The organism is Psychrobacter okhotskensis (assembly GCF_965638355.1).
Lineage (GTDB): Bacteria > Pseudomonadota > Gammaproteobacteria > Pseudomonadales > Moraxellaceae > Psychrobacter > Psychrobacter okhotskensis.
This window is the reverse complement of sequence record NZ_OZ281822.1, coordinates 2070425-2095967: the sequence shown is the minus strand read 5'-3', so window position 1 is coordinate 2095967 and position 25543 is coordinate 2070425. Positions and strand designations below refer to the sequence as shown.

General features: G+C 40.1%; 21 protein-coding genes. 18 read left to right on the top strand and 3 right to left on the bottom strand.

Annotation, left to right across the window (positions count from 1 at the left end):
- Window positions 1-24: 24 nt before the first annotated feature.
- Entirely contained in the window at window positions 25-1446 is a 1422-nt protein-coding gene (locus ACSUPM_RS08700; RefSeq protein WP_352288617.1) for a deoxyguanosinetriphosphate triphosphohydrolase, read from the bottom strand.
- 172 nt (window positions 1447-1618) lie between these two features.
- Window positions 1619-2710, bottom strand: coding sequence for a redox-regulated ATPase YchF (gene ychF, locus ACSUPM_RS08695; protein WP_101210872.1), 1092 nt, complete (start codon window positions 2708-2710; stop codon window positions 1619-1621).
- A 372-nt stretch (window positions 2711-3082) separates the two neighbouring features.
- Between ychF and ACSUPM_RS08690 the strand changes: the two genes are divergently transcribed.
- Together ACSUPM_RS08690 and ACSUPM_RS08685 are read left to right on the top strand one after the other, a co-directional pair.
- On the top strand, window positions 3083-5263 hold the full coding sequence (locus ACSUPM_RS08690) for an ATP-dependent helicase (RefSeq protein WP_350588260.1): 2181 nt from the start codon (window positions 3083-3085) through the stop codon (window positions 5261-5263).
- 44 nt (window positions 5264-5307) lie between these two features.
- On the top strand, window positions 5308-6264 hold the full coding sequence (locus ACSUPM_RS08685) for a WG repeat-containing protein (protein ID WP_025650814.1): 957 nt from the start codon (window positions 5308-5310) through the stop codon (window positions 6262-6264).
- Window positions 6265-6382: 118 nt separating this feature from the next.
- On the opposite strand, the gene ACSUPM_RS08680 is transcribed toward ACSUPM_RS08685, so the two are convergent.
- Complete coding sequence (locus ACSUPM_RS08680) at window positions 6383-11038, bottom strand: AAA domain-containing protein (protein ID WP_201567817.1); 4656 nt, start codon at window positions 11036-11038, stop codon at window positions 6383-6385.
- A 453-nt stretch (window positions 11039-11491) separates the two neighbouring features.
- On the opposite strand from ACSUPM_RS08680, the gene ACSUPM_RS08675 reads away from it, so the two are divergent.
- The 16 genes from ACSUPM_RS08675 (at window position 11492) to ACSUPM_RS08600 (ending at window position 25515) form a co-directional block, all read left to right on the top strand.
- The gene (locus ACSUPM_RS08675) at window positions 11492-11953 is read left to right on the top strand and encodes a contractile injection system protein, VgrG/Pvc8 family (RefSeq protein WP_436879851.1); all 462 of its coding nucleotides are present in this window, start codon (window positions 11492-11494) and stop codon (window positions 11951-11953) included.
- A gap of 60 nt (window positions 11954-12013) precedes the next feature.
- Window positions 12014-13203 (top strand): IS3 family transposase gene (locus ACSUPM_RS08670; RefSeq protein WP_101210725.1). Its coding sequence is split into 2 segments (ribosomal slippage): window positions 12014-12272 and window positions 12272-13203, totalling 1191 coding nucleotides; the frame shifts between segments, so codons are not numbered across the junction.
- Between the two features lie 53 nt (window positions 13204-13256).
- The gene (locus ACSUPM_RS08665; RefSeq protein WP_436879850.1) at window positions 13257-13427 is read left to right on the top strand and encodes a hypothetical protein; all 171 of its coding nucleotides are present in this window, start codon (window positions 13257-13259) and stop codon (window positions 13425-13427) included.
- The gene (locus tag ACSUPM_RS08660; RefSeq protein WP_201584470.1) at window positions 13428-14198 is read left to right on the top strand and encodes a DUF2345 domain-containing protein; all 771 of its coding nucleotides are present in this window, start codon (window positions 13428-13430) and stop codon (window positions 14196-14198) included.
- 32 nt (window positions 14199-14230) lie between these two features.
- A complete protein-coding gene (locus tag ACSUPM_RS08655) occupies window positions 14231-14977 on the top strand; it encodes a hypothetical protein (RefSeq protein WP_025653316.1) in 747 nt (248 codons plus the stop codon).
- A gap of 1 nt (window position 14978) precedes the next feature.
- Complete coding sequence (locus ACSUPM_RS08650) at window positions 14979-17504, top strand: hypothetical protein (protein ID WP_025653317.1); 2526 nt, start codon at window positions 14979-14981, stop codon at window positions 17502-17504.
- Window positions 17461-18204 (top strand): hypothetical protein, encoded by a 744-nt coding sequence (locus ACSUPM_RS08645; RefSeq protein WP_156915677.1) that lies wholly within the window; start codon window positions 17461-17463, stop codon window positions 18202-18204. The genes ACSUPM_RS08650 and ACSUPM_RS08645 overlap by 44 nt, the downstream gene beginning before the upstream one ends.
- 520 nt (window positions 18205-18724) lie before the next feature.
- A complete protein-coding gene (locus tag ACSUPM_RS08640) occupies window positions 18725-19075 on the top strand; it encodes an IS630 transposase-related protein (protein ID WP_025653320.1) in 351 nt (116 codons plus the stop codon).
- On the top strand, window positions 19050-19574 hold the full coding sequence (locus ACSUPM_RS08635) for a transposase (RefSeq protein ID WP_198015461.1): 525 nt from the start codon (window positions 19050-19052) through the stop codon (window positions 19572-19574). Before ACSUPM_RS08640 ends, ACSUPM_RS08635 begins: the two co-directional genes overlap by 26 nt.
- A 230-nt stretch (window positions 19575-19804) precedes the next feature.
- Window positions 19805-20209: a hypothetical protein gene (locus ACSUPM_RS08630; RefSeq protein ID WP_025653323.1), complete on the top strand. Its 405-nt coding sequence runs from the start codon at window positions 19805-19807 to the stop codon at window positions 20207-20209.
- 152 nt (window positions 20210-20361) lie between these two features.
- Entirely contained in the window at window positions 20362-21372 is a 1011-nt protein-coding gene (locus tag ACSUPM_RS08625; RefSeq protein ID WP_227693146.1) for a DUF2931 family protein, read from the top strand.
- A 227-nt stretch (window positions 21373-21599) separates the two neighbouring features.
- The gene (locus ACSUPM_RS08620) at window positions 21600-22001 is read left to right on the top strand and encodes a hypothetical protein (RefSeq protein ID WP_156915678.1); all 402 of its coding nucleotides are present in this window, start codon (window positions 21600-21602) and stop codon (window positions 21999-22001) included.
- 116 nt (window positions 22002-22117) lie between these two features.
- A complete protein-coding gene (locus tag ACSUPM_RS08615) occupies window positions 22118-22885 on the top strand; it encodes a hypothetical protein (protein ID WP_025653326.1) in 768 nt (255 codons plus the stop codon).
- 355 nt (window positions 22886-23240) lie between these two features.
- The gene (locus tag ACSUPM_RS08610) at window positions 23241-24488 is read left to right on the top strand and encodes an NAD(P)/FAD-dependent oxidoreductase (protein WP_201566241.1); all 1248 of its coding nucleotides are present in this window, start codon (window positions 23241-23243) and stop codon (window positions 24486-24488) included.
- A 75-nt stretch (window positions 24489-24563) separates the two neighbouring features.
- Entirely contained in the window at window positions 24564-24902 is a 339-nt protein-coding gene (locus tag ACSUPM_RS08605) for a RidA family protein (RefSeq protein WP_025653328.1), read from the top strand.
- 355 nt (window positions 24903-25257) lie between these two features.
- A complete protein-coding gene (locus ACSUPM_RS08600) occupies window positions 25258-25515 on the top strand; it encodes a hypothetical protein (RefSeq protein ID WP_025653330.1) in 258 nt (85 codons plus the stop codon).
- Window positions 25516-25543 lie beyond the last annotated feature (28 nt).

Here is a 25543-nt window from a genome sequence, read left to right as displayed (position 1 = left end):
AAACCCTTAGTCTAAACCCTTAGTCTAAACCATTGTGCCCCAGTGACCTTGTAGTTCCTGCGCCAATCTATACGCCTCATGGTCATTCATGCCAGTAATAAAGTCCAATATATTTAAAATATTGTGATAGATATTATCGGATAGTACCCGTCGATGCTCGTCGAGATACGGTTGTAGCAGTTTTTGTAGGCGCTGCTGCTCAAAGGATATTGGCGCAGTTTTTGCGTTTGTCCAAGCCAATGGTATAAAGGCATCTAATAGGCGATGTAAGCATTGGTTCGCCATCAATTCCATTCGCACTTTGCTTGGGTGATTGAATATTTGCTCACGGGCCAATTGTTTGGCTTGATTAATACCATTTTGCACATTTGCATCACAATGTGCAAATAGGCTGCCTTGCAGTGTACCAGCCAGCAAGGCCTCGCTATTAGCGACAAAAGCGTCGGTGACAGTGTTGACCAAGCGCATCATAGCACGTGCTCGCAATGATGCTAGGCTTTGCCTGACAGACATATGCGCTGGCAAGCTCACGCTACTAGGACGCTCACCAATCAACTCATAAAATATCGTGGCGACCTCGCTATAGGTTAGCATATTCAGATTGATACCATCCTCCAAATCTATCAGCGCGTAGCAGATATCATCTGCAGCCTCCAATAAATAGGCGAGGGGATGGCGCGCAAAACCATCATGTTGCTGCGACCGTGGTAGGCTCAGACACGCTGCCAATTCTTCTAACTGAGAGGCTTCACTATAAAAGCAGCCAAATTTTTGTACATTGGTGAGCGAATTACTTGGGGAAGTGCTTTCAGAGAAATGATTGCTGTGTGTTGCTAGCCAAGGGTATTTCATAAAAGCACCCAACGTCGCACAAGTTAAGCGCATACCGCCCTTATCGGGATGATGCTCATTGCGGGCGAGTAGCCGAAATCCTTGTGCATTGCCTTCGTATGCCAATAAGTCTAATTGCTCATTATTACTGAGGTTTTGCAAAATAGCCTGACGGTCAGGATGCATAAACCAATCACGAATGGCGTATTCTCCTGCATGCCCAAAAGGCGGATTACCAATATCGTGAGCGAGGCAAGCTGCTTGAACAATGACACCGACATCGGCTGGTAACACGCCTGCTGGTAGACCATTGGCTAGTTTGTCATGCAGTTTTTCTGCTGCCATCATTCCTAATGAGCGTCCAATACAAGAGACCTCAAGCGAATGGGTTAGACGCGTATGAATACCGAGCTGATTGGTTAATGGATGGACTTGAGTTTTTTGATTGAGCTGCCGAAATGAGTGCGAAAACACCAGTCGGTCATAGTCTTTGTGAAAAGAGGAGCGCACGCTGTCTTGTGCAGGTGCTTTTTTATGGCTGCCCAGCCGCTGCGCACTAAATAATTTTGCCCAATGTGTACTAGGATTAAGCGGTTGTTTAACATAAGCCGTCATAATTTATAGTCCGTTATTTTTATCATTATTTTTAAATGCTTTCAGCGGATTTGCTGCTTTTTGCAGATAACAGACGTTATTATAATAAAAAAAGCCAGCACAAAGGCTGACTTTTGGTTGTTCTGTACTAAGACTGTGTAAACACGCCATTTGCTTTATTGAACTTTGAAAGTTAGACGTTAAAACGGAAATGCATCACATCGCCATCTTGCACGATGTAGGTTTTGCCTTCCAAGCGCGACTTACCAGCCGCCGCGGCACCTTTTTCACCGCCATACTCGATAAAGTCGTCATACGCAATCACTTCAGCGCGGATAAAGCCACGTTCAAAGTCGGTATGAATCACACCAGCGGCTTGTGGCGCGGTTGCACCAACAGCGACTGTCCAAGCGCGAACTTCTTTGACGCCCGCAGTGAAGTAAGTCTGCATATCGAGCAGGTCATAACCGCCACGAATGACTTGGTCAAGGCCAGCTTCTTCCATGTCCATCTCAGCTAGGAAGTCTTTTTTATCATCTTCATCAAGCTGGGCAATTTCAGATTCGATTTGGTTGCATAGCGCAATAACGATGGAATCTTCGCCAGTCGCGTAGTTGCGTACTGCATCTAGATAAGGATTGTTTTCAAAACCATCCTCAGAGACGTTAGCGATATACATGGTTGGTTTTAGGGTAATTAAACCATAGCTTCTGATGAGTTTTTTCTCATCCGCGTCAAGATTGGCCGCGCGAGCCGCTTTCCCTTCTGCTAGCAAAGGTTCAACCTTTTTGAATATATCAAGTAGGGCCTGCGCATCTTTATCACCGCCTTTAGCCTTTTTAGTCTGGTTGTGAATGGCACGTTCCACTGCTTCTAAATCCGCCAAAGCTAATTCAGTATTGATGGTTTCGATGTCATCAATAGGGCTGACGCGACCATCGACGTGGACGACGTTGTCATCATCAAAGCAGCGTACTACGTGCGCAATCGCATCGGTCTCACGAATGTTGGCTAGGAACTGGTTACCCATGCCTTCGCCTTTTGACGCGCCTGCAACTAGACCCGCGATATCCACAAACTCCATCGTCGTCGGTAGTACGCGTTCAGGATTGACGATGTCAGCCAATTTCTTTAGGCGTGGGTCTGGTACTGGCACGATACCCGTGTTGGGATCTTTGGTACAAAACGGAAAGTTTTCAGCGGCGATACCCGCTTTGGTCAAGGCGTTAAACAAGGTAGATTTACCCACGTTTGGTAGGCCGACGATGCCGCAATTAAAACCCATAACATGCTCTCAATATATGAATAAAATCAGTTGGTATAAAGTTTGGTTAAATGATAAATCAAAATTGGGCATATTGTAGCAAATTTACCGGAATAGGGGTGAGGTTGTTGTGCGGTATACTGAGATTTTGTCCGAGTCTTTCAGAGTCATCGCCAGCAATTTTGCTGTTTTATCAATTATGGTAAGCTGTACTATAAAATAATAATTTAGCTGACAAGCGCATTGAAGGTGAGTACCTATAACTCGCTAAACTTTACTAACAATCTTAACTATTAACACTAAAATCCCTTAGCTACATCTCTGAACTGCTGCGTATTAGGTGCTTTATACAGATAAAAGCGGCTAACATAAAATGAAAGGCAAATTCCTATAATGACATCCACTATTTTTGACACGCACCGCTATCACTATCCGCAGAACTTTATGGAGATTAAGCCTAAACTTGCGCGTCTTGAAAAAGCGATTAAAAAGCTAGAGGCAAATCTAATCGACGCCGACGATGCTGCCAATGTTGCGCTGCTGAAGCAAAGGTTAAATAGTGATTTAGGCTTAAAAGTAGATTACGCCAGTGAGCTGAATCCGGATCAATTGTTAGCAGCCACTACTATCGATGGCAAGGTATTGGTCATCGCCGGTGCTGGCTCTGGTAAGACCAAAACATTGACGTATCGTACCAGCTATTTACTAGAAAACGGAGTGACACCCAAAAGCATTTTGCTACTGACCTTTACTCGTAAAGCGGCGAATGAGATTAAGAGTCGAGCTAAGACACTGCTAAATAATACTTTGTCTGATGATGAATTATCAGAAGATATACTACCGACCAGCAAAGCGCTAAACGACATCACTAGTGGTACCTTTCACTCATTCTGCAATATGCTATTGCGTCAGTATTCAGGGCTGCTCGGTATCAACCCACGATTTACTATCTTGGATACAGGCGATAGCGAGGATGCGATCGATTTAATTCATAAAGAAAAAAAGTATCCTGCGCAAACCAAAAGCCAAGCTTTTCCACGCAAGAAGACCTTACAAAATATCTTTTCAACCTCTAGAAATCGGCGCATTCCTATTCGTAATTTGATCGAAGATAATTATCCTGATATCGCTATTCATATTCCCATTATCGAGCAGTTGGCTGTCGACTTTCACGAGTATAAACGCGCCAATCATCTCTATGATTTTGATGACATCATTAGCCAAGTCGTGCGCCATTTAAAGACCAATGACACATTTAGACAATTACTACAAAACCAATATCGCTACATCATGGTCGATGAATATCAAGATACTAATATCCCGCAAAAGCAGCTGATAGATTTGATTTGTGAGCCTAAGTCAGTATCGCTGATGGTGGTCGGGGATGACAACCAAAGTATTTATGCTTTTCGCGGCGCAAATTACGAAAATATTCTACTGTTCGGTGAGACCTATCCTGAGGCGAGTCTCATTAAGCTGGAGCAAAACTATCGCAGTACACCTGCTGTTTTAAATTATATCAATGCCTTGTCCGCACAAATCACCTTGGGGTATCAAAAACAGCTCTATTCAAACGCTACTATAACGGGCGAAAAACCGATATTTAGCCGCCTGAGTGATGAAACGAAAGAAGCTAAGTTTATTGCTGATAAGATTATCGAGTTAAAGCCAGATCAGGATTACAATGATTTTGCGGTACTGTGCCGTACGTCTTTTCAGTCCAATTATGTACAGTTAGAATTTATGGAGCGTCATATTCCATTTATCGTGGTAGGGGGTATTAAGTTCGTTGAGCGCCGCCATATCAAGGATGTCTTAGCTTTTATAAAAATTCTTTATAACCCCAATGATACGATTGCATGGCACCGAATTTTGACCTTGTTCCAAGGAGTTGGGGCAGTCACTGCGACGCGTTTGACTCAAGCGATTAATGCTGATAATAATTCTTTTGAACCATTGCTGACGGCAAAGTTTGCCAAAAAAAGTGAGCAACTTGAGCCTTTGTATCATACTCTGACTAAGGCAAGTCAGGAAGAATCAGTCGAGACTATTATTGAGCGTATTTTAGAGTTTTATATTCCTGTCTTAAAAACGATTGAAGAGAACTGGCGTGAGCGTAGCGAGGATTTTCGTGTGCTTAAAAACTTAGCAACAGAGTACAGCAGTCTTGATAATTTCTTAGAAAATCTGGCGCTCGATCCGCCCAATGACTCAGTGGCAACGACCAGTCAGCCTGAGGAAAACGATAAAGACAAAGTGACGATTTCGACCATTCATAGTGCTAAAGGGCTAGAGTGGCCAGTGGTGTTTGTCAATTCACTCGTTGATGGCATCACGCCGCATCATCGCTCTTTAGATGACTTTGAGGAGTTAGAAGAGGAACGAAAATTATTTTATGTCGCCTGTAGTCGTGCCAAGACCAGACTGTATCTGACTGCGCCTGATTACTTCGCCAGTTATTCAGGGTATTTTGACAAGCCATCAAGATTTATCGCGGAGCTGTCTGCCGATGAAGTCACCGTCGAAGCTTCTAAACAGGTGAGAGAGGAGAATGATGATCCAGTGTGGTGGTAGTGTTCGATTAAATTCACGGTAATAGTATTTCGAGGTATTAGGTTTTGTATAAGCAAATAGCTAAAGCTTTATTAGTCCCAATTATTGCTTCAATAAGTAGTTTGCCTGCTTTAGCTGCTGAGGACTGTATGCCGCCGAAGAGTAACTATAGAAATATTCAATGTACTGATAATACGCATCTATTTGTTGCCTATGATGACAATTATCGCCCACAAGCGTTACTCAATATAAAAGGTAAAGTAACAGCTAGTCTCAAAGATTTTGATAAAGTTGAGGCGTGGTTGTACAGCGATGGATTTTTTCCTGTTTTAAAAAACGATCAAGTCGGCTATATCAACGAACAAGGTAAACTGGTCGTACCTACTATTTACGACAACTTAATAGATCCTAATGATAAATATAATGAGGTTTGGGCAAACCCTGTTTATCAAGGTAAAATTGTCGTTGTAAAAGATGATGCATATGGTGTCATCGATACTAACAATAAAGTTATTCTCAGTTTTGAAAATAACTACGCCATGATGGATTCTTTTAGCAATGATAGGGCTCCTGTTTATGACTTTAATACGGAGTTATGGGGTCTTATAGACACTAACGGTAAAGAAGTTGTTGCCCCGCAATACGACGGTCTGGATGGTCATTTGGGTGGGCACTATGGTTTTCATGAAGGTCTGCTCGGTGTAATTAAAGATGATAAATGGGGATTTGTTACCAAGACGGGAGCTGTTGCTGTCCCTTTCATTTATGATGAAATAAGACCTTTTAGTGAGCAGCTCGCTGGCGTGCGTAAAGGTAATCGTTGGGGCTTCATAGATGGTGCCAATAGAACTGTCATTCCTTTCAAGTTCTCGGACGATAAAGTACAGAGGATGAGCGTTACTTCTTTTGGTGCAACGTATTTCAATTTTAATAATGGTACAGCGCAGATAGAAGAGAAAAGTGATGGTACGTCTGTCTGTATTAATAAGCTAGGTAAAATAGTGGCTTGTAGTGAATGGTGATTCTTTAAGTTTAAGTATAGTTAAGAACAGAAAAATCCGTGCTTTGATAAAAGACGGATTTTTCTTAAGATAATTATGATAGTCGCTATGAACTGAGTATCTAGCAGGCTATAAATGTTTAGGTCTCAGCTTCAATATCGAGTATGGGTTCTTCAACCGTATTGACGATTCTAGATTCGACATACGAGCTGCTATGTGCCGTGTCGGTAGTGATTGGATAAATCTCTAAGCGTTCCAATTCTGCTAATAAATCTTGGATGACTTCTTTTTTACGAGTGACAAAAGTGGACGCAAAGCAGCGCCAGAATTTCCAGCCAGCACGTTCAAGAATACGCTGGCGCTGCATATCACTATCCCATTTATCAGGCCCATGATATCTATCACCATCACATTCGATAGCTAAGCTATTGTCCTCTTCACCTTCAACAACCATATCAATTCGATAGGCGCCAGCTTTAACCTGCGGAATAACTCGATAGCCTCTCTCAATGAGAATGTCAAAGACCTCTGTTTCAAAAGGCGACTCACACTTATCGCGCAAATCAGCGACCTGTTCTTCATCTTGCATGAATGGTGCTTGAAAATGTTTGATAAGCTCCGCTCGATAATGATCAGCTTGGCTAAGCTCATCCAACTCAATACTACGTACCAAATACATTCTATCGCGCGCCCTCGATGCAGCAACATTCATCCGCTGGGCGAAAGTGTCTCTCGTTTGTGCATGGGCAGCTCCGGGTGCCACTACCAACGACAAAAACATGATATCGCGCTCTTTACCCTGAAAGGTTCTAGCGTCACCGCAGGCAATATCAAAAGCGGTCATTAGCGCCTCATCTAATTCTTTATTGAGTATCTCCATAATACTATGCGCTTGCTTATTGCCTAATAATGAGACAACACCGATGGTTTTACCTTTGCAAGTTGGGTCAGAAACGATGGTTTTGATTTCATCGACAATAAATCTGACTTCTGAAGGGTTGATATTAGAGCTTTCAATGCGATAGCCGTCGGTAACGTATACATCAATCAGTGGTGGATCTAAGCGCTCTGAAGGTTTGGCTTTGCGCAGCGGTATCAGCTCATGATTATAAAATTCACGCTTTGAGAACTCAATAATAGCCGCAACACTACGAAAGTGCTCTTTTAGCATGACGCTGCTATCAGCAAAAACGACTTTAAATAAATCATATATTGAACGATCAGGTGACATCTGTGAGCGATAGACAGGCACTTGATTGCTCAAATACTGTGCCATTAAATTACGAATTTTTTCGATATCGAGACCAACACCTTCTGGTGACACTTGCTTATCGTCACCAACGATTAGAACTTTCTTTGCTCTCATGATTGCTGGTAACGCTGTTAAATCAGACTGAGACGCTTCATCAATGATAACCAAGTCAAAACTTCCGAACTCTGCTGGCAAGGATTCAGAAATACGATAATGCGGCATAATCCAACAAGGGATAGCCGCACTTGCTCCCGCAGAGGCTTCACGCGCTTCACGGCGATAATAATGTGCGCCTTTGCCTGTCCCTTTACCAATACGCATGATGGCAGAGCGGTATTTCTCTAAAGACGCCCTAACGTTTGGCGTCGCATTCTCAGCGACTTTTAGCCATGCTCTTTTGGTGATTGCTTCTTGATAGAGTCTTGCCAAATCTGACTCTAAGTGGCTACGAGTTTTGGTTAAATCAACCAACTCTTTGCGACCATCTATACTGTCTATAAAGCCCATCAATCGGCTAAGACGCCAAATCTGCTGCCAATTATCAGGAAGTAGTTCATCAGATGACAATGACTCTTGAGAATTAAGACAAGGCTCATGGCGTAATTGATTTGCCCAGAGTGGCGCACCACTGTCTTCGATAAGCTGAGTAACGGCAGTGACCGTCTGTAAGTCTGTTGCAAGATTATTTACTCGCTGTAGCTCATTGAGTAGCTCTTCCCACTCCGTACTTAATGCCTCATCTAACAACGACAAATTACCGATTCTCTGATTTAAAAAGAGCGTTATTTGTCCACTAATGACGCCATTACAGTTAGTAAGCTTATTCAGTAAATTTTCTTTTAGCGTGAGACTTTCTGCCAATTTATGTCTCTTTAAGTGTTTTTTAAGAACGCCCTCAATCTCAACTAAAACATCTTTATTATAAGGTGCAGTAGAAATGATATCCCAGCCCAAGAAAATAGCATGTAACGCTTGTTTAATAATGTGTTGTAGGTTGTTGCTACCGACAATGTCTTCATATAAATGAACGGCTGAATTCAAATTAGATAAGTTATCAGGTGCTATGTCGAATATTGGTAAAGACAAGTCATTTGATAATGCATTCCAACGAATAATTAGCGCCTGAGATTTTTTTCTAAAGTCTATATAGCTAGATATATATTGCCAGTCTTCTACAGTTGAGGGTTGCGAAGAGACAATCGTGATAGCTTCAAGGATTTTCTTCTCAGCAGACTTACCAAAAATCCCAGCGATACCAAATGGTTTCTTGCCTTCGGATAAGTTTTTGACCGCGTCAACAAGCTCTGGATTTTTATCAAAACCATCAGCCATCGTGATAGGTTTGGTTAAATAAATGGTTCTCTCATTAAAAAGCGACTTAATCTCATCGTTGAGTACAGTTAGATGAGCGATGATGTCTTGCTTAGTCTCATCAGCTAAGCTCTGCTGAATATGAGTCGTCCAATCCTGCCCAGCCACTGCAATCTTTTGAAGAAGATCAATTAAACGAGAGGTATTAGAAGCAGCATCGTGAGCCATGCTGATAGTGCTATCGTTTTCGTTTGCTAAGCTTGGTAGCGCTCCTTGCTTTTCAGCCTCCTGCGACTCATTGAGATAACTCAAATCCTTGTGCAGTTGTTTTATGGTATTGATAGAAGGGAAGTCTGCAACAGCAGGTATTTCTTTATCAAGATAATCCAAATCGCTTCCGAGCTTTATTCTTATTTTTCCTAGTTCAGTCATATCGGCATGAGTAAATTTAGGCTTAAATGTCTCTTCTATGCCTAATGTATCTAGAAAGCTTTCGATAAGCTGCCTGTTTTGAGCAACCTCAGTCGCTGCATCTATGGGCTTGATGGTTTCGCTATCTATAACGATATCATCAAGATTTAACCGCGCCCAAGCCGTAATCTTATTGTCAGTACTGGCCAGTTGCGCATGAATGGTATCGATTTGGTTATCAAGCATGACGATATCTTTTTTGTAGGCATCTTGATTGATACTAGATACTTCACTTGATATTTTTTTAATCGTATATTCGAACTGTTTTAAACCTTCGTTTTCACTGGTCAGTAGACTAACCGCTAGCGGGCGAATGGATTCAGGCAGTTTTTCTTGCAGCACCTTTAATGCAGGATCTTTCATCGACGTGACTAACACGCGTTTACCCAGCGCTAAATAATGACAAATAACGTTGGCAATAGTATGCGTCTTGCCTGTACCAGGAGGGCCTTGAACGACAACGCCGTCATGGACATTTAGTTGCTGTACGATTTGTACTTGTTCATCATTGAATGCTTTAGGAAAATATAGCTCAGCTGGCGTGCCTGTATAATTTTCACTGCCGCTGACCATAGATAGACCACGATAAGCGGGTAGTATGATTTCTTTATTTTCTGTAGCAGGCTCGGTCAACATTGCTATAAGAGCATTTGGTAAAGGAAGGTCATCGCTATTTTCAAGCTGAATGGCGAATTTATCTAAATCTTGCAAAAATATATTATTGCTTCTAGGGCGCGCCATAATGACCCATGTATCAGTGACGATAAGGTGATTTTGCGCCTTAGGTATTTTTCGTTCATCTGTAATGGTATGGTCAGGCCAATAAACGCCGGAAGCATCAAGCAAGGTCACTGCTGATTTTAAAATAGGCTCATAGCTACTTGGCAAGAACGGATTTAATAAAACATCCTCTGATTCATAAAACGCTTTACTGTCTTTTAATAGATTGGCCAAACCTTGATTCTCATCTATGGAGAAGGGTTCAGTCTCAAGCGTAGAAGGAGAGGGGTTGGGCTTTATAAGTAGAGCCATTGTCTTTTGATCTAAGTCGATTTCTACAGATTGTGTTAGTAATGGATACTTGATTTGCTCGCTATTCTGTCCATTATCAGTATTTTTTCTTACAGCAACACCGACACCCCAAACCAGCTCAAGCGATTCATCAGCTAGGTTGCCTTGTAGCATTTGATTGAGCTTAAATAACTTTGCATATAGAGCAATACTTTGGCGTACAAGCTTCTCTTGCACTAGCCAAGGCTTCCAAATGTTTTTGAGATAATCATTAAATTCATCTTGTAAAGATTCTCTTTCAGAAAAATCTTTTAAATGAACTTCTTTTTCTGATAATTCTACTTCTACTTCTAATTCTAATGTCTCATCCTGATAGTTGTCCTCGACTTCAAACGGGGTGAATGCTTCTTCATAAGCGATAACACCATCATCTATTAAGTTTTTTACATAGATTTTTTCTTTCAATAAAGGCTGATCGCCAAATTTTATTGGAAATGTTAACCAATGTGCTAATAGTGAGCTGTTGGGTTTAGGTGCTGAGTTTTCACGCAATCGCTCTAAACGAAGCCAAACGTCATCGGAGGTATCGTCGGTGATGTTCAGATTGATACCTGGCAAGCCTATCGTTTGTTCTTCAGTACAAGTGAAATCACTGTGTTTAGCAAAATCTTGAGTAGGCGCTTTTTTCATTAAAGCACATTGTTTAATGAATTCAATTTGAGAGGCCAGTCTTTGTGCGTAAATACTCATTTATTAAATCTTCCAAATCATCAAAAATATTAGCGATTACTTCACTGAAAACACAAAGACCAAACTATAGCATAGAAATTAAAATCAAACTTTTATGTCCTAATAAGTGTATCAATAGTTACTAATACTTGACAATATTTCAATAAACCCTATACTTTTTTCATAGGATAGTCTAGTAACTTTTGTTGGTAATCTATCGGTTTTGCTTTTAATGTCGTAATGATGAGAATCCCTTTTATGCCCTCACAAACTGCCCGTCTACACCAACTCAGCGTTGGCAGTGACATTTTAGCAACTACCTTCCTTTATCCAAGTGCCTTTTTCTGGACAAGTAGCCTCAATCAAAGCTCCTTTAGTCACATACTAATGTTCAGTTATGGTTTTTTAGATATCGACGCATGTCTATCTTTAATCAGCACAACTGTCTGTTTAACCACACTATCTGCAGATCGGATGCCTACTTGTCGGACAGGCGTCATTCAGGCAATTCGTTATCAACATTCTGATGGGGCCATGCACTTTTACACCCTTGATGTTGTCACTCCTAACTGGCAATTGACCCAGTCCATCCATACTCGCAGCTTTACCCATCAATCCACCCTAGATATCATCACCAGCATCCTTAGCGATTACGACTTTAACTGGCAGCTCTCAGAGCAACTACTCTCATCAGAGCCACTAACCACACAGCTCGCTATGCGTATGCAGTCTGATGTCAGCGATTATGACTTTATTACCGGCTTGCTTGCCGATATTGGGGTCACCACCTATTGGGTATCAGGTGACTCAGTGGATGAGCTTGGCTATTGGTCTTTAGTCAGTGCGCTAGACGAGAATGAGTTATCACCACTTGACTATAGCTACGAGAAGTCTTCAGTACAGTCTGGTACAGACTCTGTTGACGAGCTACTGTAGTGGCATAATAAAATTGGACAGCTTCTAAGAGGTTATAATAACCCAAAGAAGGAAACTAGTATGACCAACAATCGCAATCAATATACCCGAGAATTCAAGCTTGAAGCCATCAGCTTAGTGACTGAGCATAAGCGTAAAATACCTGATGTAGCAAGCTCACTTGGCATTGGCAAATCCACCCTGCAGAAATGGCTGAGTCAGTATCGACAAGAAACGAATGGCCAAGCACCTAAAGTCGGCAACGCTTTAACGGATGAACAGCGCGAGCTACAAGAATTGCGTAAGCAGGTTAAGCGACTCACTATGGAGCGCGACATATTAAAAAAGGCTTCTGCTCTGCTGGCCTTGGACAGCCTGAACGGCTATCGCTGATAAGCAAGCTTGCAGAGCAAGACAAAAGCGTCAGTAAACGCCGACTATGTGACTTATTTGGCATCATTAAAAGCAGCTACTACTATGGCACACAGACTAAGCCTATCGATATTGAACGTGTCAAACTCAAAGCCTTGATACGTCAAATATTCAATGACTCCAAACAATCAGCTGGGGCTCGCACCATTGTCGCCATCCTGTGGAATGAGCACAGTATTAGGCTAACGCGTTACTTAGCTGCCAAGATTATGAAGCAAATGAAACTGGTCAGTTGCCAGCTCAAGACCCACAAATACAAGCACGCTGATCAGGAACATAAAACCCATGACAACCTTTTAAAACGCAGATTTAGCCCAACGGCGCCCAACCAAGTCTGGACGGGCGATGTCACTTATATTCGCATTAAAGGCGGCTGGTGTTACCTAGCCGTTGTTTTAGACCTGTACGCCCGTCGTGTGGTGGGCTTTAGTGTCTCAGACTCACCCGATAGTATTCTGACAGGTAACGCTCTGAAAATGGCGTATCAGACGAGACTCAAACCAAGTGGTGTGTTATTTCACTCAGATCAGGGCACGCATTACACCAGTAAGAAATTTGCTGAATCAATCGATGATTGCGACGGTATGACACAGAGTATGAGCCGTCGTGGAAATTGTTGGGATAACGCCCCAACTGAGCGCTTCTTTAGAAGCTTCAAAACAGAGTGGATGCCAAAGGGCGGTTATGAGAATATCGCTGAGGCTAAAAGTGCCATTAGTGATTATATCTGGGGCTACTATCAAACCGTGAGACCGCACACTTTCAACAATTATTTAACACCAGCTGAAACAGAAAGACGTTACTTTAATCAAAACCTCTTATCAGGTGTCCTAAATTAGTTGACCACTACACCCCAACTGAGCGCTTCTTTAGAAGCTTCAAAACAGAGTGGATGCCAAAGGGCGGTTATGAGAATATCGCTGAGGCTAAAAGTGCCATTAGTGATTATATCTGGGGCTACTATCAAACCGTGAGACCGCACACTTTCAACAATTATTTAACACCAGCTGAAACAGAAAGACGTTACTTTAATCAAAACCTCTTATCAGGTGTCCTAAATTAGTTGACCACTACAATTCTGACCTCAGCCAGCAACACCCTAACCACCGCAAAGACCATCGTCCGCCAATCAGGCAGCACGCAGTCGGATGTAGTCGCAGGAAACTATACGCTCACCGCAGATAGTATTGAGTCATTAGCAGGGGTGGGTGGTCAAGCTCAGTTATCGGGTTTACATATCAGTGCCAACACAAAGCCACTAGCGATACAAGCACAGGGCGGTGAGCTGCAACTGCACAGCCAGCAATCCATGACCATCGGTAGCGAGTCAGGACAGGTGAACATCGCAAGCCCCAAACGCATTCAGTTTCAGACCAGCGCCGGGGCGTCCTTAACGATTGATGAGAGCGGGATTAAGCTGGTGTGTCCGGGGGAGATTAAGGTTCAGGCGGTGAAGAAGAGTTTGGTAATGGGTGGTAAGGTTAATGCGCCAGTAATTGCTTTGCCGACTTCGGGGTTGTTTAGTAAAGCATTTGATCTTAAAAAATTACTGCCACAAGATTTAATAGACCAAGGCATCAGTTACAAGCTAATTAATCACTCTAAAGGAACAGAGTTTGAGGGTAAACTTGATGAAGAGGGTCAGACATTAAGAGTATTTGGAGATAAAGCTGAGAAGGTTGAGCTAGAGATTCTTGGCAACGTGAACCATAAAGGAGAGATTAAGGTCACTGATGTATCAGATCAGATGGAGTGCAATAATTGCTCTATTGAAGACCTATTTGAAGATTGTGGCGATAATCATGCACATGATGAAGACGACTTTGGCTGTTAGACCTCTTACAGAGTAAATTTATAGGATAACCTATGTACTTATTAAGCAATAAAAATCTATGCTTCTTTTCGATATTCCTCTTTACTATACCATTCATCAGTGTAGCTCAAACCACAAACGAAGAAGATTATCAAAATTATTTAGATAGCATACCACGCGTTCAGCTTAAGATGATTCCTAATCCAAAAGAAGAAGTAAACGAATCTTTCAACCAAACCAATGAACCAGATTCAGTGAGCTATATCGATAAACTAAATAAAGAACTGGCAATCGATGAAGTTCCTTTTCGGTATGTAGATTATGAGTATAGCGATGGGAAATTCACTACTTATCCATTTGAACTGGTGAATGAGAAATTGCCAACGATAGAAGGTAGTAATCCTAATTATGATAAAAGATACGACAAAGCCTTTCAAAAAATGATTTCCAAACTCGTCAACCCTATAGATCTTGCTAAAAAAGAACTTTATGCACTGGGTTCTCAAAATGCAGGAGTATATATACAAGATATAAGCACTAATAAAAAGTATGTATTCAACGAGATTTGCTTCGATAATAAGTGTGCTATAGGGCAAGTATTCTATATCTTTAATCCAACCAATTATAATATGACAGGTATGCTATACGATGGTTGTTCATTTATCAAAGATAATATAACGGGTAATGAGCAGCGTACTAAAGAGCTATTACGAAAATATATTGATAAACAAGATCCTCTAAATCATAGCTACGCTCCTAATGCTTGTAAAAAACAGTTATCAATAACGGGGGAAAAGTAATATGAGCTCACTAGTAAAACCAGTTAAAGATGTTACTTATACTCCTGATAGAGTCGGCTACATTAGAGCGGTTTCTAGACAAGAATCATCCTCAGATCTACGCTATTCTTATACTTATAAGGGTAAAAACAAAGAAGGCGGGTATGTAGACAATCCAGCATCTGTTAGAAGGCTGAACCCTTGGGACTATGTAGGGCTATTCCAATTTTCTGAGATAGCACTAGAAGATGTAGGTTGTTATAAAAAAGACAAAACTAGAAATGGTGAACATCAGGATTGGGGAAACAAAAAAGATAAATATTGGACTAATAAGTACGGTGCTTCATCATTTGATGTCTTTAGAAATAGTGGTGAAATACAATTGAAAGCAATCCAATATTGGATTGACCGCTTATGCAACTATATGAGAAATATAAATGCAAATGAATTTTATGGTAAAACTATTACAGAAGCGAAAGATCTTGATCCTTTTGAAGTAACAGAATCGGGAGTCATTGCAGCTAGACACCTAAAAGGTGATGATGCTGTAGTAGATTTTCTGACATCAAATGGAAAAATTAACAAAGTTGACGGTAATAAAACCAGTGTTGGTAAATATATGAGTCTATTTGCTCATTATAACCTTCAAACTTGTTGTAAACGAAAAGTATACGTGAAAATTGTAGATGCTAAAAAAGTTGGCATTCCTAACAAAGAAGTTGAAATCAGCTCTGAATTTAAGGGTACATTTAATTTGGGTAAAATAGTAGTTACTCATAAAACAGACAAAGATGGTAATTTACCCATAATAGTCAGACATCCAGAAGCAAAAATTCAGTTAAAAATAGATGCCAATCTTGTTGAAACAATAATTCAAAAAGCAGATCAGCTACAAGGTTATGAGATATTATATCTAGGTGAAAGCAAGTATTCTTCCAAACTATCAAAACATGAAAAATTACAAACTACTAAAGAAAGTAAAGATACCGATAGCAGTACCAATAGCGTTGAACCAATTGGATCAAATCAACACAGTGAAGGTAGCGATAATAATGAGAAAATTGATGAAGTCACCTTTAACATAAAACTAGTAGAAGCAGACACGGGCAAACCATTGCCAAAAGCAACCTACCACCTTGAGTATAAAAACAATATCAAACCGCATCGAACTGACAGCTCAGGTATTGAGTCAGGTATAAAAGCTGATATTAGCCAATCTATCAGTGTTTATCTTGATGATGACGGCGGTAAAAAGCAATCAATCTACAGCATGGCATTTCCAGTGACAGGAGACTTGAACGGACAGACCAAAGTACTTAAAGTTCCTGTCGTAACCCTACAACTTATATTCATTGATAAAAACAAAAAGCCTGTACCTAATTACGAGTTTAAAACCGTCTACCGTGGGCGTACCTCTGAGATTAGAAAAGCCAATGCAAGAGGCATAGCCACTGTTAAAGCACTGGCGGGACAGCAACTAAAAGTCATTCATGTAGCCGCAAATAAATTTACCAGTAATATTGTCACTGATGGCTCAACTGAATGGACATACAGCACTGATAAACTGATTGAAAATAATAGCAGTTCAACAGGCTCTGCTTCCACTAGTAATGCGCCCTCAACTACGCCGCCCTCTCAAAAGCCCAGCTCTACAAAACCTAGTACTTCAAGTGAAGTTAATAAAGGCACTGTCATACGCGATGACAAAGTAACACAACAAGGCCCAACACATGAAGTTAGGACGAAACAAGCAAAGATCACGATTAAGTTTTTAGATGAAGCAACAGATAAGCCTTTATCAGGATTAACTTATTGGACTCAATCTACTAAGTATGGCAAAAATGCTTCTACTACTGGTAGTGATGGCACAAGAGGTCGTACGCATGATTCAGATGTGGGTATCAGCATTGCGGTGATAGTTAACGAGAATGGTAAGGAAATTAAGAAAGGTACTATCATCGCTAATAGTGATAAAAACGGTGTTGCTTATGTTTATAAGGCTAAAAAGCCTAAGTTAGATCCAAGTGGTGCACATTGGCATAGCAGGTTTAAAGCAAGTACAAGTTTAGATGATTTATCAGAACCGTTTAAATCTAATGCTAAGAAATTTATTAGTGCATTGAAAGCTGCTAACATCTCAGTTCGTATTTCTACTACATATCGTCCTGATGCAAGATCTTATCTAATGTACTATTCAACTAATATAAAAAGAGGCAAAATTAGTCCAGAAAAAGTTCCTCCATGGCCTGGTGTCAATATTGATTGGACTCATGGTGGAAATAAGAGTAAAGCTGTTGAAGCTGCTAGAGCTATGCATGCTTCTTATGGTATTGGAGGCAACCCTGTTGGAAAACCATCTAATTCTAACCATAATGTAGGCCTTGCAGTAGATATGACAGTCACTAACTATTCAGGTAAGACAATTAGTTTAAATGGTAACAAATATAAGATAAATGAATTTAATGATTTAGTTGCTGCTGGGAAGAAAGTATCCGTTATTTGGTATGGAAGTAAAGACAAGCCGCATTGGTCACAAACTGGAAGATAATATGAAGCTTAAATATGTAGTAGTTAAATTATTGTTATTAAGTCTAATAATAGGTTGCACACAGTTAGAAGAAGTAGATAAGGAAACTATTACACTAGAAGCAGTAGATAAGGAGTCAGATTTATTGTTAAAAGAAGAAGTAAATGAAGAAACTGCTGTATTACCAGAAAACTTGAATAAGGAAACTATTGTACTTAAAGATAGTGAAAGCTATGCAATTGGTGGGAGCTTCAATACTATAGGAATAGAAGAGAATGATAAAACGCTTGCTTGCATTAACTATCCTGAAAATATAAAAAAAGGATTTTTTCTAGATTTAGATACATCAGAAGTGCCTATAATCAAACTTCAAAGTATTGAAGTTAATCCAGATCAGATAAATTTATGTAATGAATATTTTAATACTCAAGAATACACGCATACAGCGGTATTTTCAGAGAATTTTCAATATACGGTAAACGGTTATGTGTTTAAAAATGAAGATATCAAGATTTTTACTGAAAACGGCAAAATGATTGGATTAGATCTAAATTCTGATAACAAATCTGATTATTTAAATACTTGTTCAAGCATAGAGTCTGAGCATCTAAGTATTTGGGATAATGAGTTAAAGCAGGCTAGATTAGCTTATGCGTATCGACGCATAGATGCAGATCTTATCGAAACATGTGAAGATATTGATTATCTTGATATAGAGTGATTTTTTATTAAAATTAGTACTATGCCTATTATAAGTAAGCATAGGGCTTCGTTTTAAAGCCTTGGAAGATTATATTGGATAGAAATTTATATTTTATGAAAAAAATACTAGTTATATTGGCTCTACAAGCTTGTAGCGATCCTACTGTTCAACTTCCTGTAACTGATGTCCATAATGGCAATGACATAAACTCAAAGTTAGGGACGAATACTACTCAATCATCGTTAAAAGCAGATACAGATATAGTCAATCCATAATAAAAGGAACTGACTTTATGACTATGAGAGTTATCCTTTTATTAGGTTTCATGTTGTTAATATCTTTCACTTACGATATCGTTAGCTCTTCAATCGAGAATATAAAAAAGTCGGATCCTACCAATCGATCGTACGAAAATGCCTACTTTGAAGTAAATTCTGATGTTACAGAAAGTGTAGAGCTTAGATTAATTAATATATAGTCAATCCCACCTAAAAGTGTTATAAACTAATTATCAAATTCAATTGTTATTATAAAGACCATGACTTACTCGCTAGATTTTCGCAAACAAGTACTAAAAAGCTTAGACGAGGGTATGACCTTTGCCGAGGCAGCTGAGTTTTATAATCTGAGCCCAACCACCATACAAAACTGGAAGCGGCGTGTTCATAGTAAAACAACCAGGCAAACCAAACCCTATAAAATACCAGATGATGTGCTACTTAATGATGTCAAAGAACATCCTGATGATTACCAGTATGAGCGAGCACGTCGTCTAAACTGTAGTAAAACAGGCATTCATCATGCCCTAAAGCGTCTAGGCATCAGTCAAAAAAAAGACTTTAGAACATCCAAAAGCCTGTCCGATCAAAAGAGCGATATATCAGAATAAGCTTGAGCACTTTAAGCAGCAAGGCTACCCCATTGTCTATATATACGCGCGCGGCTTTGAGCACGAGACCATTCGCTCTCATGGCTATGCACCGATTGGTGAGCCTTGTATCGATAGCTACAACTGGCAAGGTAAAAGGCGAACCAACGTTATCGGTGCTCTATATGAAAAGATGCTGTTTGCCCTAGATTACTTTAAGCACAACATCAACAGCATCGTCTTCTATCACTGGTGCAAACACAAGCTAATCCCAAGTCTTAAAACCAAATGCGTGATTGTGATGGATAATGCCAGATTTCATAAGAGTAAGCGTATTCAAAAGCTACTGAATAGGCATGGTCATCGTATTCTATGGCTGCCGCCGTACAGCCCTGATTTGAACCCTATTGAGAAGAAATGGGCTCAGGTGAAGTTTCTACGCCAAGGCTGGATGGAAAACGACTTATCCAAATTGTTTTATGATGTTTGTCCTAACCATAACAATTTTATTTTGAGCTGACTATATACGCTACTATAGTTAATAACGATCAGAATTTACAACCTTACGTTAGCGTGAAAGATGTTAACCTAAGAAACACAATGTTTAATAAATATTTAGAATGGTCGACTAAGGTTGGGCAAGGTGTCAAAGATGATGTCATTTCAGTTGGTATACCTAGAATTAATCCAGAAACTAACCAATTTTATCGTGAAGTCATTGATGGTTAATTTTCACAACTAGGAGCTACTATGAAATCAATAAAACTATTTACACTCTCTATTTGCACCTTAAGCTTAACCGCGTGTTTTACGCCTACAGGTCAACTCTTTGGCGAGCAAAAAGACTATCTAAAAAATGATCTAGGTCAAATTGTCAACGAATGCACTGACGAGATAAATCCTATGACTGGAGAAATAACTTTTAATGGCGTTGCTAAAAGTAAAGCTAATGCATTTTGGATAAGAAACAATTTGCCTAAGGGTACTTTATACTATGTATGCGAAGGTGCTCAAACAGTCCTGCCTAAAGACTGTCAGGGTAAACCACTGACCACACCTGAGATACGTCGCTACTGGAAGAAATACAATCTACCAGTAGGAACAACTGAATTTAATTGTAGTAGCGGTGTGCCAAAAGTAGCAAATGATAGCTAGGTTTATCAAATTAATCGTAACCGATATGAAGTCTAAAGAGACAGCACATGAAATCAATCCTATTAATCGCGCTCTCCGCTGTCGTTCTCTTATTATCGGCGTGTCTATCATCGCAGGGCAAAACCTTAGCCACCTCTATAAAGGATAAGTTTATGAATGAGCAAAAGACCCCATGGGAAACCTTTATATTTGCACCGCGTCATTATCCAGTAGAGCTGGTGGCAGGTGAATCCTTTTGGATGTACGACAATGGCGCAAGAATAGGATTTACAGCTCACGCAAATGGCGGTTGGCGATCAGCAGGGGCACAAGCAGGTGGTGGATCGATGCTACCTGACGGTATTAATCTAACTTGGCTGTCGCCTACCGAAGGTAAGTACTATCATGTCAGAGCGAGAATACCTAAAGAAATAATTCTACGAGAGTTTAATCGAAAATTAAGTATGGATATAGAAAACAAGTTAAAAACAGAAAAATTTAAGGAGATTCATTTCGCCTTAGCTCCTGGTGGTTTTGTCTCTATGCGCCTTGGCTGGGCACAAGTAGAAGAAGTGGCACAGTTTCAGGCTAAAGAAGTGGACATCTCATGGGAGTACTTCGCAGAGGCTAATCACTTCAATCCTGAGGGATTAAGTGAAGAAAAATATTTAGCAGGCTTTACTGACAAGCTACCTGAGCATATTCAAGTGCAAAGAGCTGATGGCACTGTTCCGTACGATAGATGGAAGGCGTTTAACACCCAAAAGTTTCCTTGGCATTTAGCCACTACGCTTGACTTACATGGTTATACTGAGTTTTTAATAAATGGGAATATGTCGTTCATAGCAAAACCTGAACTTGATTTATCAGTCTATACTGACAAACAAACAGTCCCTGCATGGTATCGAATATACTTTAAAAGAGAGGGCAAGCGTTATAGAGGCAACATCATTGTTACTCAAAACGATCCAGATCAAAGAGAACAACCTGAGGGTGATGTAGAGATATTTAATATCTTTAGACAGTATTTTGCAGAAGATAAAAGACCTGCCGCTTTGGTTATAGATATAATAGACGGTCAAATCGTCGCCTATCTGGACAATGGTATAACTAAAAGAGATCTACCCCTATACGATAGTGACTATCGGGTACTTAAGGATGATGAATATCCTTGGTTTAAATAAATTATGTCTAAAGACAACAGCACTTCTTTTATTAAGAGGTGCTTTTTTTTAGATATTTAACGAATGGCGTGAATCAGACTAAAAAATCTACGTACAATGATAAAATAAAGTCGGGCAAAAAGTTTCAAGGAGGAGCTCATACCAGTTGGTATCCTAAGAATCAATCCGTATACCTGTCAATTTTACCGTACAGTTATCTCTGGTTAACTATTAAAAGGGAATTAGTTGTGAAATCATTTAAGTTAGCATTGTTGTCAGCAAACATAGTTTGGTTATCGGCATGTCTACCTCCTTCTGGAGTCTTTTCAGGAGAACAGACTGAATATCTCACTAACGATATAGGTGTGTTAAGCGAGTGTACAACTCAAACAAGTTGGAAAACAGGAGAACGTCGTTTCAATCCAGTGCCTAAATCGCAAGCAAACTTTTTTTGGAAAGAAAATAACTTACCTAAGGGCACTTTATATTATGTCTGTGAGGGTGATAAAGCAGTGCTCCCTAGGGACTGTCAAGGTAAATCACTGACAACTCCTGAGCTTCGGAGCTATTGGAAAAAATATGACTTACCTGTTGGTTTAAAAAAATTCAACTGTAGTAGTGGTGTGCCTAAAGATCCTAGACTTACCTAATTATATTTATAAAGTAGGTGCCATCGTTGATAGGATATGAACAATATCTTAATCCGTCACGTTAGATCACTCCCAAACTATTTTAGGTCTTTATTTATGAGAGATAAAAAAATCAATTGGACTACGATTATATTTGCACCACGCTACTATATGATTATGCGGTGTTTAAAACGCCAGAGGAATATCGTCTTGTGGCTGGTAGTAAAACGCTAGGCACGCTACCTGTTACAACTGTGCTCATACCTAAACAGTACATTATTTTTGGCGGTAGGCGCTGGCAAGTAGCAGATATAGATATGGATAAAAAAGTCGTCTATGTCGTTGCCGCTAAAGGTGGCGGTGTGCCTCCCGCTTTTGACAGCGGCGGTATGTCGATACATGACCGAGTGCGTCAAGAAATGTATGACATATTAATTAGTGGCGATTATCGTATTGCAGTCGGTGATAAAAAAGTCGATTTCGCTGATAAAATAGCACGCGAGCTGTTCGCAGAAAGCCTTGATACTTTTGATAGGTGTCAACTGCGTCATCGACCACTTATAGACCAAGATGGTAATACTTATATCTTTATGTGGCGCGGTGATAAAATTGTCAACACCTTAGCAGCCCTGCTGATGCAACATAATTTCTCTACTGAGAGGTATGCGGGCGTGATATGTGTTAATAAAACCGATTCAGTGCAAGTTATGAAATTCTTACAAGCGTTAACTCATAAACCTTTGCCAATTGCGACTGAACTTTCCGAGAATGTACCCAATAAGATAATCGAGAAGTTTGATGAATATCTGCCTGAGGATTTACTAAGTATTGGTTATGGTGCAAAAGCCTTTGATATTAATGGTCTCAGTGACTGGTTGCAGCTATTTGCTAAAAACGAGCCGTAAAATGAAGTTGTTTTCTAATTACTTTAAAATTATTTTTTAAGTCTATTTTACCTAGAGTTATATGGTCTAATTGACTATATTAATGAGAAAAATACGAATCAAATGATAAGAAGGTATCTATTTCATTAAAGGTATAACTGATTATCTAAATACGTTTTTTCTTGAAACGATGACGATTTCTTCACTACTCACTACTAACCTTATTCCATTCCAAAATACTTTGTATAAAATCCTATAACCAAAAGTATCTGATAACAAAAAAATCCGTTAGATATGGGTTTATTAATTGTCAGGTTCGCGTTATTATCACCCCCTATTAAGCAAGACTCTACTACCTATCAGGAAAGGATATTCTATGCGCTATGAGGTTATTGTTATTGGTGCTGGTATGGTTGGCACATCGATTGCGTGGCATCTACAAAAGAACGGTTCGCAGGTGTTGTTGTTAGACAAAAAGCTACCCGGGTCAGAGACCTCATATGGCAATGCAGGCCTCATCCAGCGCGAAGCGATTCATACGCATCCATTTCCGCGTCAGTTGACTGAGATGATCAGAGTATTACCCAACCAAGGGACGGATATTCGCTATCGTATCCCAGCTATCTTGCGTTATCATCAAGCGCTATTGCAGTATTGGAAGTACTCTGCGCCTGCGACTGTTAAGCAGATCGAAGCAGAGTGGCAAACGCTGATTGCGCATTGTACCAGTGAGCATCAGAACATGATTACAGCGTCTGGCGCTGATGAGCTTATCACTCGTGATGGTTGGTTACAGCTGCATCGTTCTGAAGAAACCTTTAAAGAAGCAATTGCTTCAGCCATCGCTGCACGTGAGCAAGGCGTTGAGCATAATGTATTGAACGTTGAAGAATTAAAAGCGATGGAGCCTAGCGCTAATTTTGAAGGTTTCGTCGGTGCGATTCATTGGTTGAACTCGTGGCAAGTATCAAACCCAAGCTCGCTTGTAAAAGCCTATGCGAAAAACTTCCAAGACATGCAGGGCACGATAAAAGAGAGTGATGTAAAAGAAATCGTGCAAGACGGTGAAGGTTGGAAAGTCATCACTGATAATGACACTTACTATAGTGATAAGTTGGTGATTGCAGCAGGCCCTTGGTCTAATGACTTGATCAAACCACTTGGCTACAATTTACCCTTGTTCCCGATGCGTGGCTATCATCAGCACTTTAAAGTGACGGATAAAAACAATATCAATCACAGTATGTTTGATATGGATAAAGGCTTTGTCATGGGGCCAATGCAGCAAGGTATTCGCATCACGACCGGTGCCGAGATGACCACAATGGATGCACCAAAGAACTTCGGTCAATTAAAAACGGTATTGAAGTTTGCTCGCAAAATCTTACCATTAGAAGATGCGGTTGAGAGCGAAGCGTGGGCAGGATCACGTCCTTGTATGCCGGATATGAAGCCAGTTATTGGGCCTGCAGACAAGCATGACAAACTATGGTTTGCGTTTGGTCACAGTCATCAAGGCTTTACATTAGGGCCGATGACAGGTCGTTTGGTTGAAGAGATGATTCATGACAAGCCGGTACTGGTAGATGTAGCGCCCTTTAGCGCTCAACGTTTTTCTAACTAAGCTCATATCAGATTAATAGCATATCTGAATAGCTCAACAAAGACTTAAATTCATAAATTGAAGGTATACAATATGATAAAAAAGCTACATAGCAATCAGCGTATGAGTAAAATTGTCGTTCATAATCAGACCGTTTATTTGTGTGGTCAAGTAGGCAATGCGGAAGATGACATCAAAGCACAAACCTTGACTTGTTTGGAAAAGATCCAAACGTTGTTAGAAGAAGTGGGTAGCGACAAGTCAAAACTGCTATCAGTGACAGTCTGGATAAAAGACATGTCGGACTTTGCTGAAATGAACGAAGTATGGGATAACTGGTTTGAGGGTATCCAGCCGCCCGCGCGTGCTTGTGGCGAGTCAGCATTGGCGCGTCCTGAACTACTGGTTGAGATGATAGCCATCGCGGCTGAGTAATAGACTGATTGTAGTATAGGTATGAATAAAGAGGGCATGATAGCAATATCGTGTCCTTTTTTATTTGTCAGATCGCTAAAGTTAAGCGTACTTTCTAACATTCAGTAGTATGAATAAGCCGCTTTTTTAGCGGATTTATTAATATCTATTGTTTTGTGCTTAATGCTTGCAACCTGTACGACGCCAAAGTCAAAGAATATATAGTCAGTGAAAAGTAATATCGATAAGTAAGCTCGATTAAATTTGTTGCACATATGTCTAATATTATTGTACATTCTCTAAGTCAGCTGTTATTATGTTTCAGCAATAAATCTGATAGTTTACTTTACATAAAGATGTCTTTGAGGAGTGCAGTATGGGAATCGTAGGAATTGCTTTATTTTTTATCGCTTTAATTATATGTATAATTTACGGGATTAAGTTGATTATCATTGCCTTTCAAGAGTCGACTGCTTGGGGACTCATGTACTTATTTGTACCTTTTGCTAATTTGTATTTCGTTTTTACCAGATGGGAAAAGACCAAGTCTCCATTTTTGAAAACCTTAATCGCCATCCCGTTATTGATTATAGGCGCTATGCTAATGCCAATGCAGTCAGCTGTTGGATATTAGAGCACGTCCTCAATTAAACCGATAGGGC

Excerpts from the sequence above, each read along its gene's own strand:
- ACSUPM_RS08700 (WP_352288617.1), bottom strand. The coding sequence starts at position 1,446 with ATGACGGCTTATGTTAAACAACCGCTTAATCCTAGTACACATTGGGCA.
- ychF (WP_101210872.1), bottom strand. The coding sequence starts at position 2,710 with ATGGGTTTTAATTGCGGCATCGTCGGCCTACCAAACGTGGGTAAATCT.
- ACSUPM_RS08690 (WP_350588260.1), top strand. The coding sequence starts at position 3,083 with ATGACATCCACTATTTTTGACACGCACCGCTATCACTATCCGCAGAAC.
- ACSUPM_RS08680 (WP_201567817.1), bottom strand. The coding sequence starts at position 11,038 with ATGAGTATTTACGCACAAAGACTGGCCTCTCAAATTGAATTCATTAAA.
- ACSUPM_RS08675 (WP_436879851.1), top strand. The coding sequence starts at position 11,492 with ATGCCTACTTGTCGGACAGGCGTCATTCAGGCAATTCGTTATCAACAT.
- ACSUPM_RS08665 (WP_436879850.1), top strand. The coding sequence starts at position 13,257 with ATGCCAAAGGGCGGTTATGAGAATATCGCTGAGGCTAAAAGTGCCATT.
- ACSUPM_RS08655 (WP_025653316.1), top strand. The coding sequence starts at position 14,231 with ATGTACTTATTAAGCAATAAAAATCTATGCTTCTTTTCGATATTCCTC.
- ACSUPM_RS08650 (WP_025653317.1), top strand. The coding sequence starts at position 14,979 with ATGAGCTCACTAGTAAAACCAGTTAAAGATGTTACTTATACTCCTGAT.
- ACSUPM_RS08645 (WP_156915677.1), top strand. The coding sequence starts at position 17,461 with ATGGAAGTAAAGACAAGCCGCATTGGTCACAAACTGGAAGATAATATG.
- ACSUPM_RS08640 (WP_025653320.1), top strand. The coding sequence starts at position 18,725 with ATGACTTACTCGCTAGATTTTCGCAAACAAGTACTAAAAAGCTTAGAC.
- ACSUPM_RS08630 (WP_025653323.1), top strand. The coding sequence starts at position 19,805 with ATGAAATCAATAAAACTATTTACACTCTCTATTTGCACCTTAAGCTTA.
- ACSUPM_RS08625 (WP_227693146.1), top strand. The coding sequence starts at position 20,362 with ATGAATGAGCAAAAGACCCCATGGGAAACCTTTATATTTGCACCGCGT.
- ACSUPM_RS08610 (WP_201566241.1), top strand. The coding sequence starts at position 23,241 with ATGCGCTATGAGGTTATTGTTATTGGTGCTGGTATGGTTGGCACATCG.
- ACSUPM_RS08600 (WP_025653330.1), top strand. The coding sequence starts at position 25,258 with ATGGGAATCGTAGGAATTGCTTTATTTTTTATCGCTTTAATTATATGT.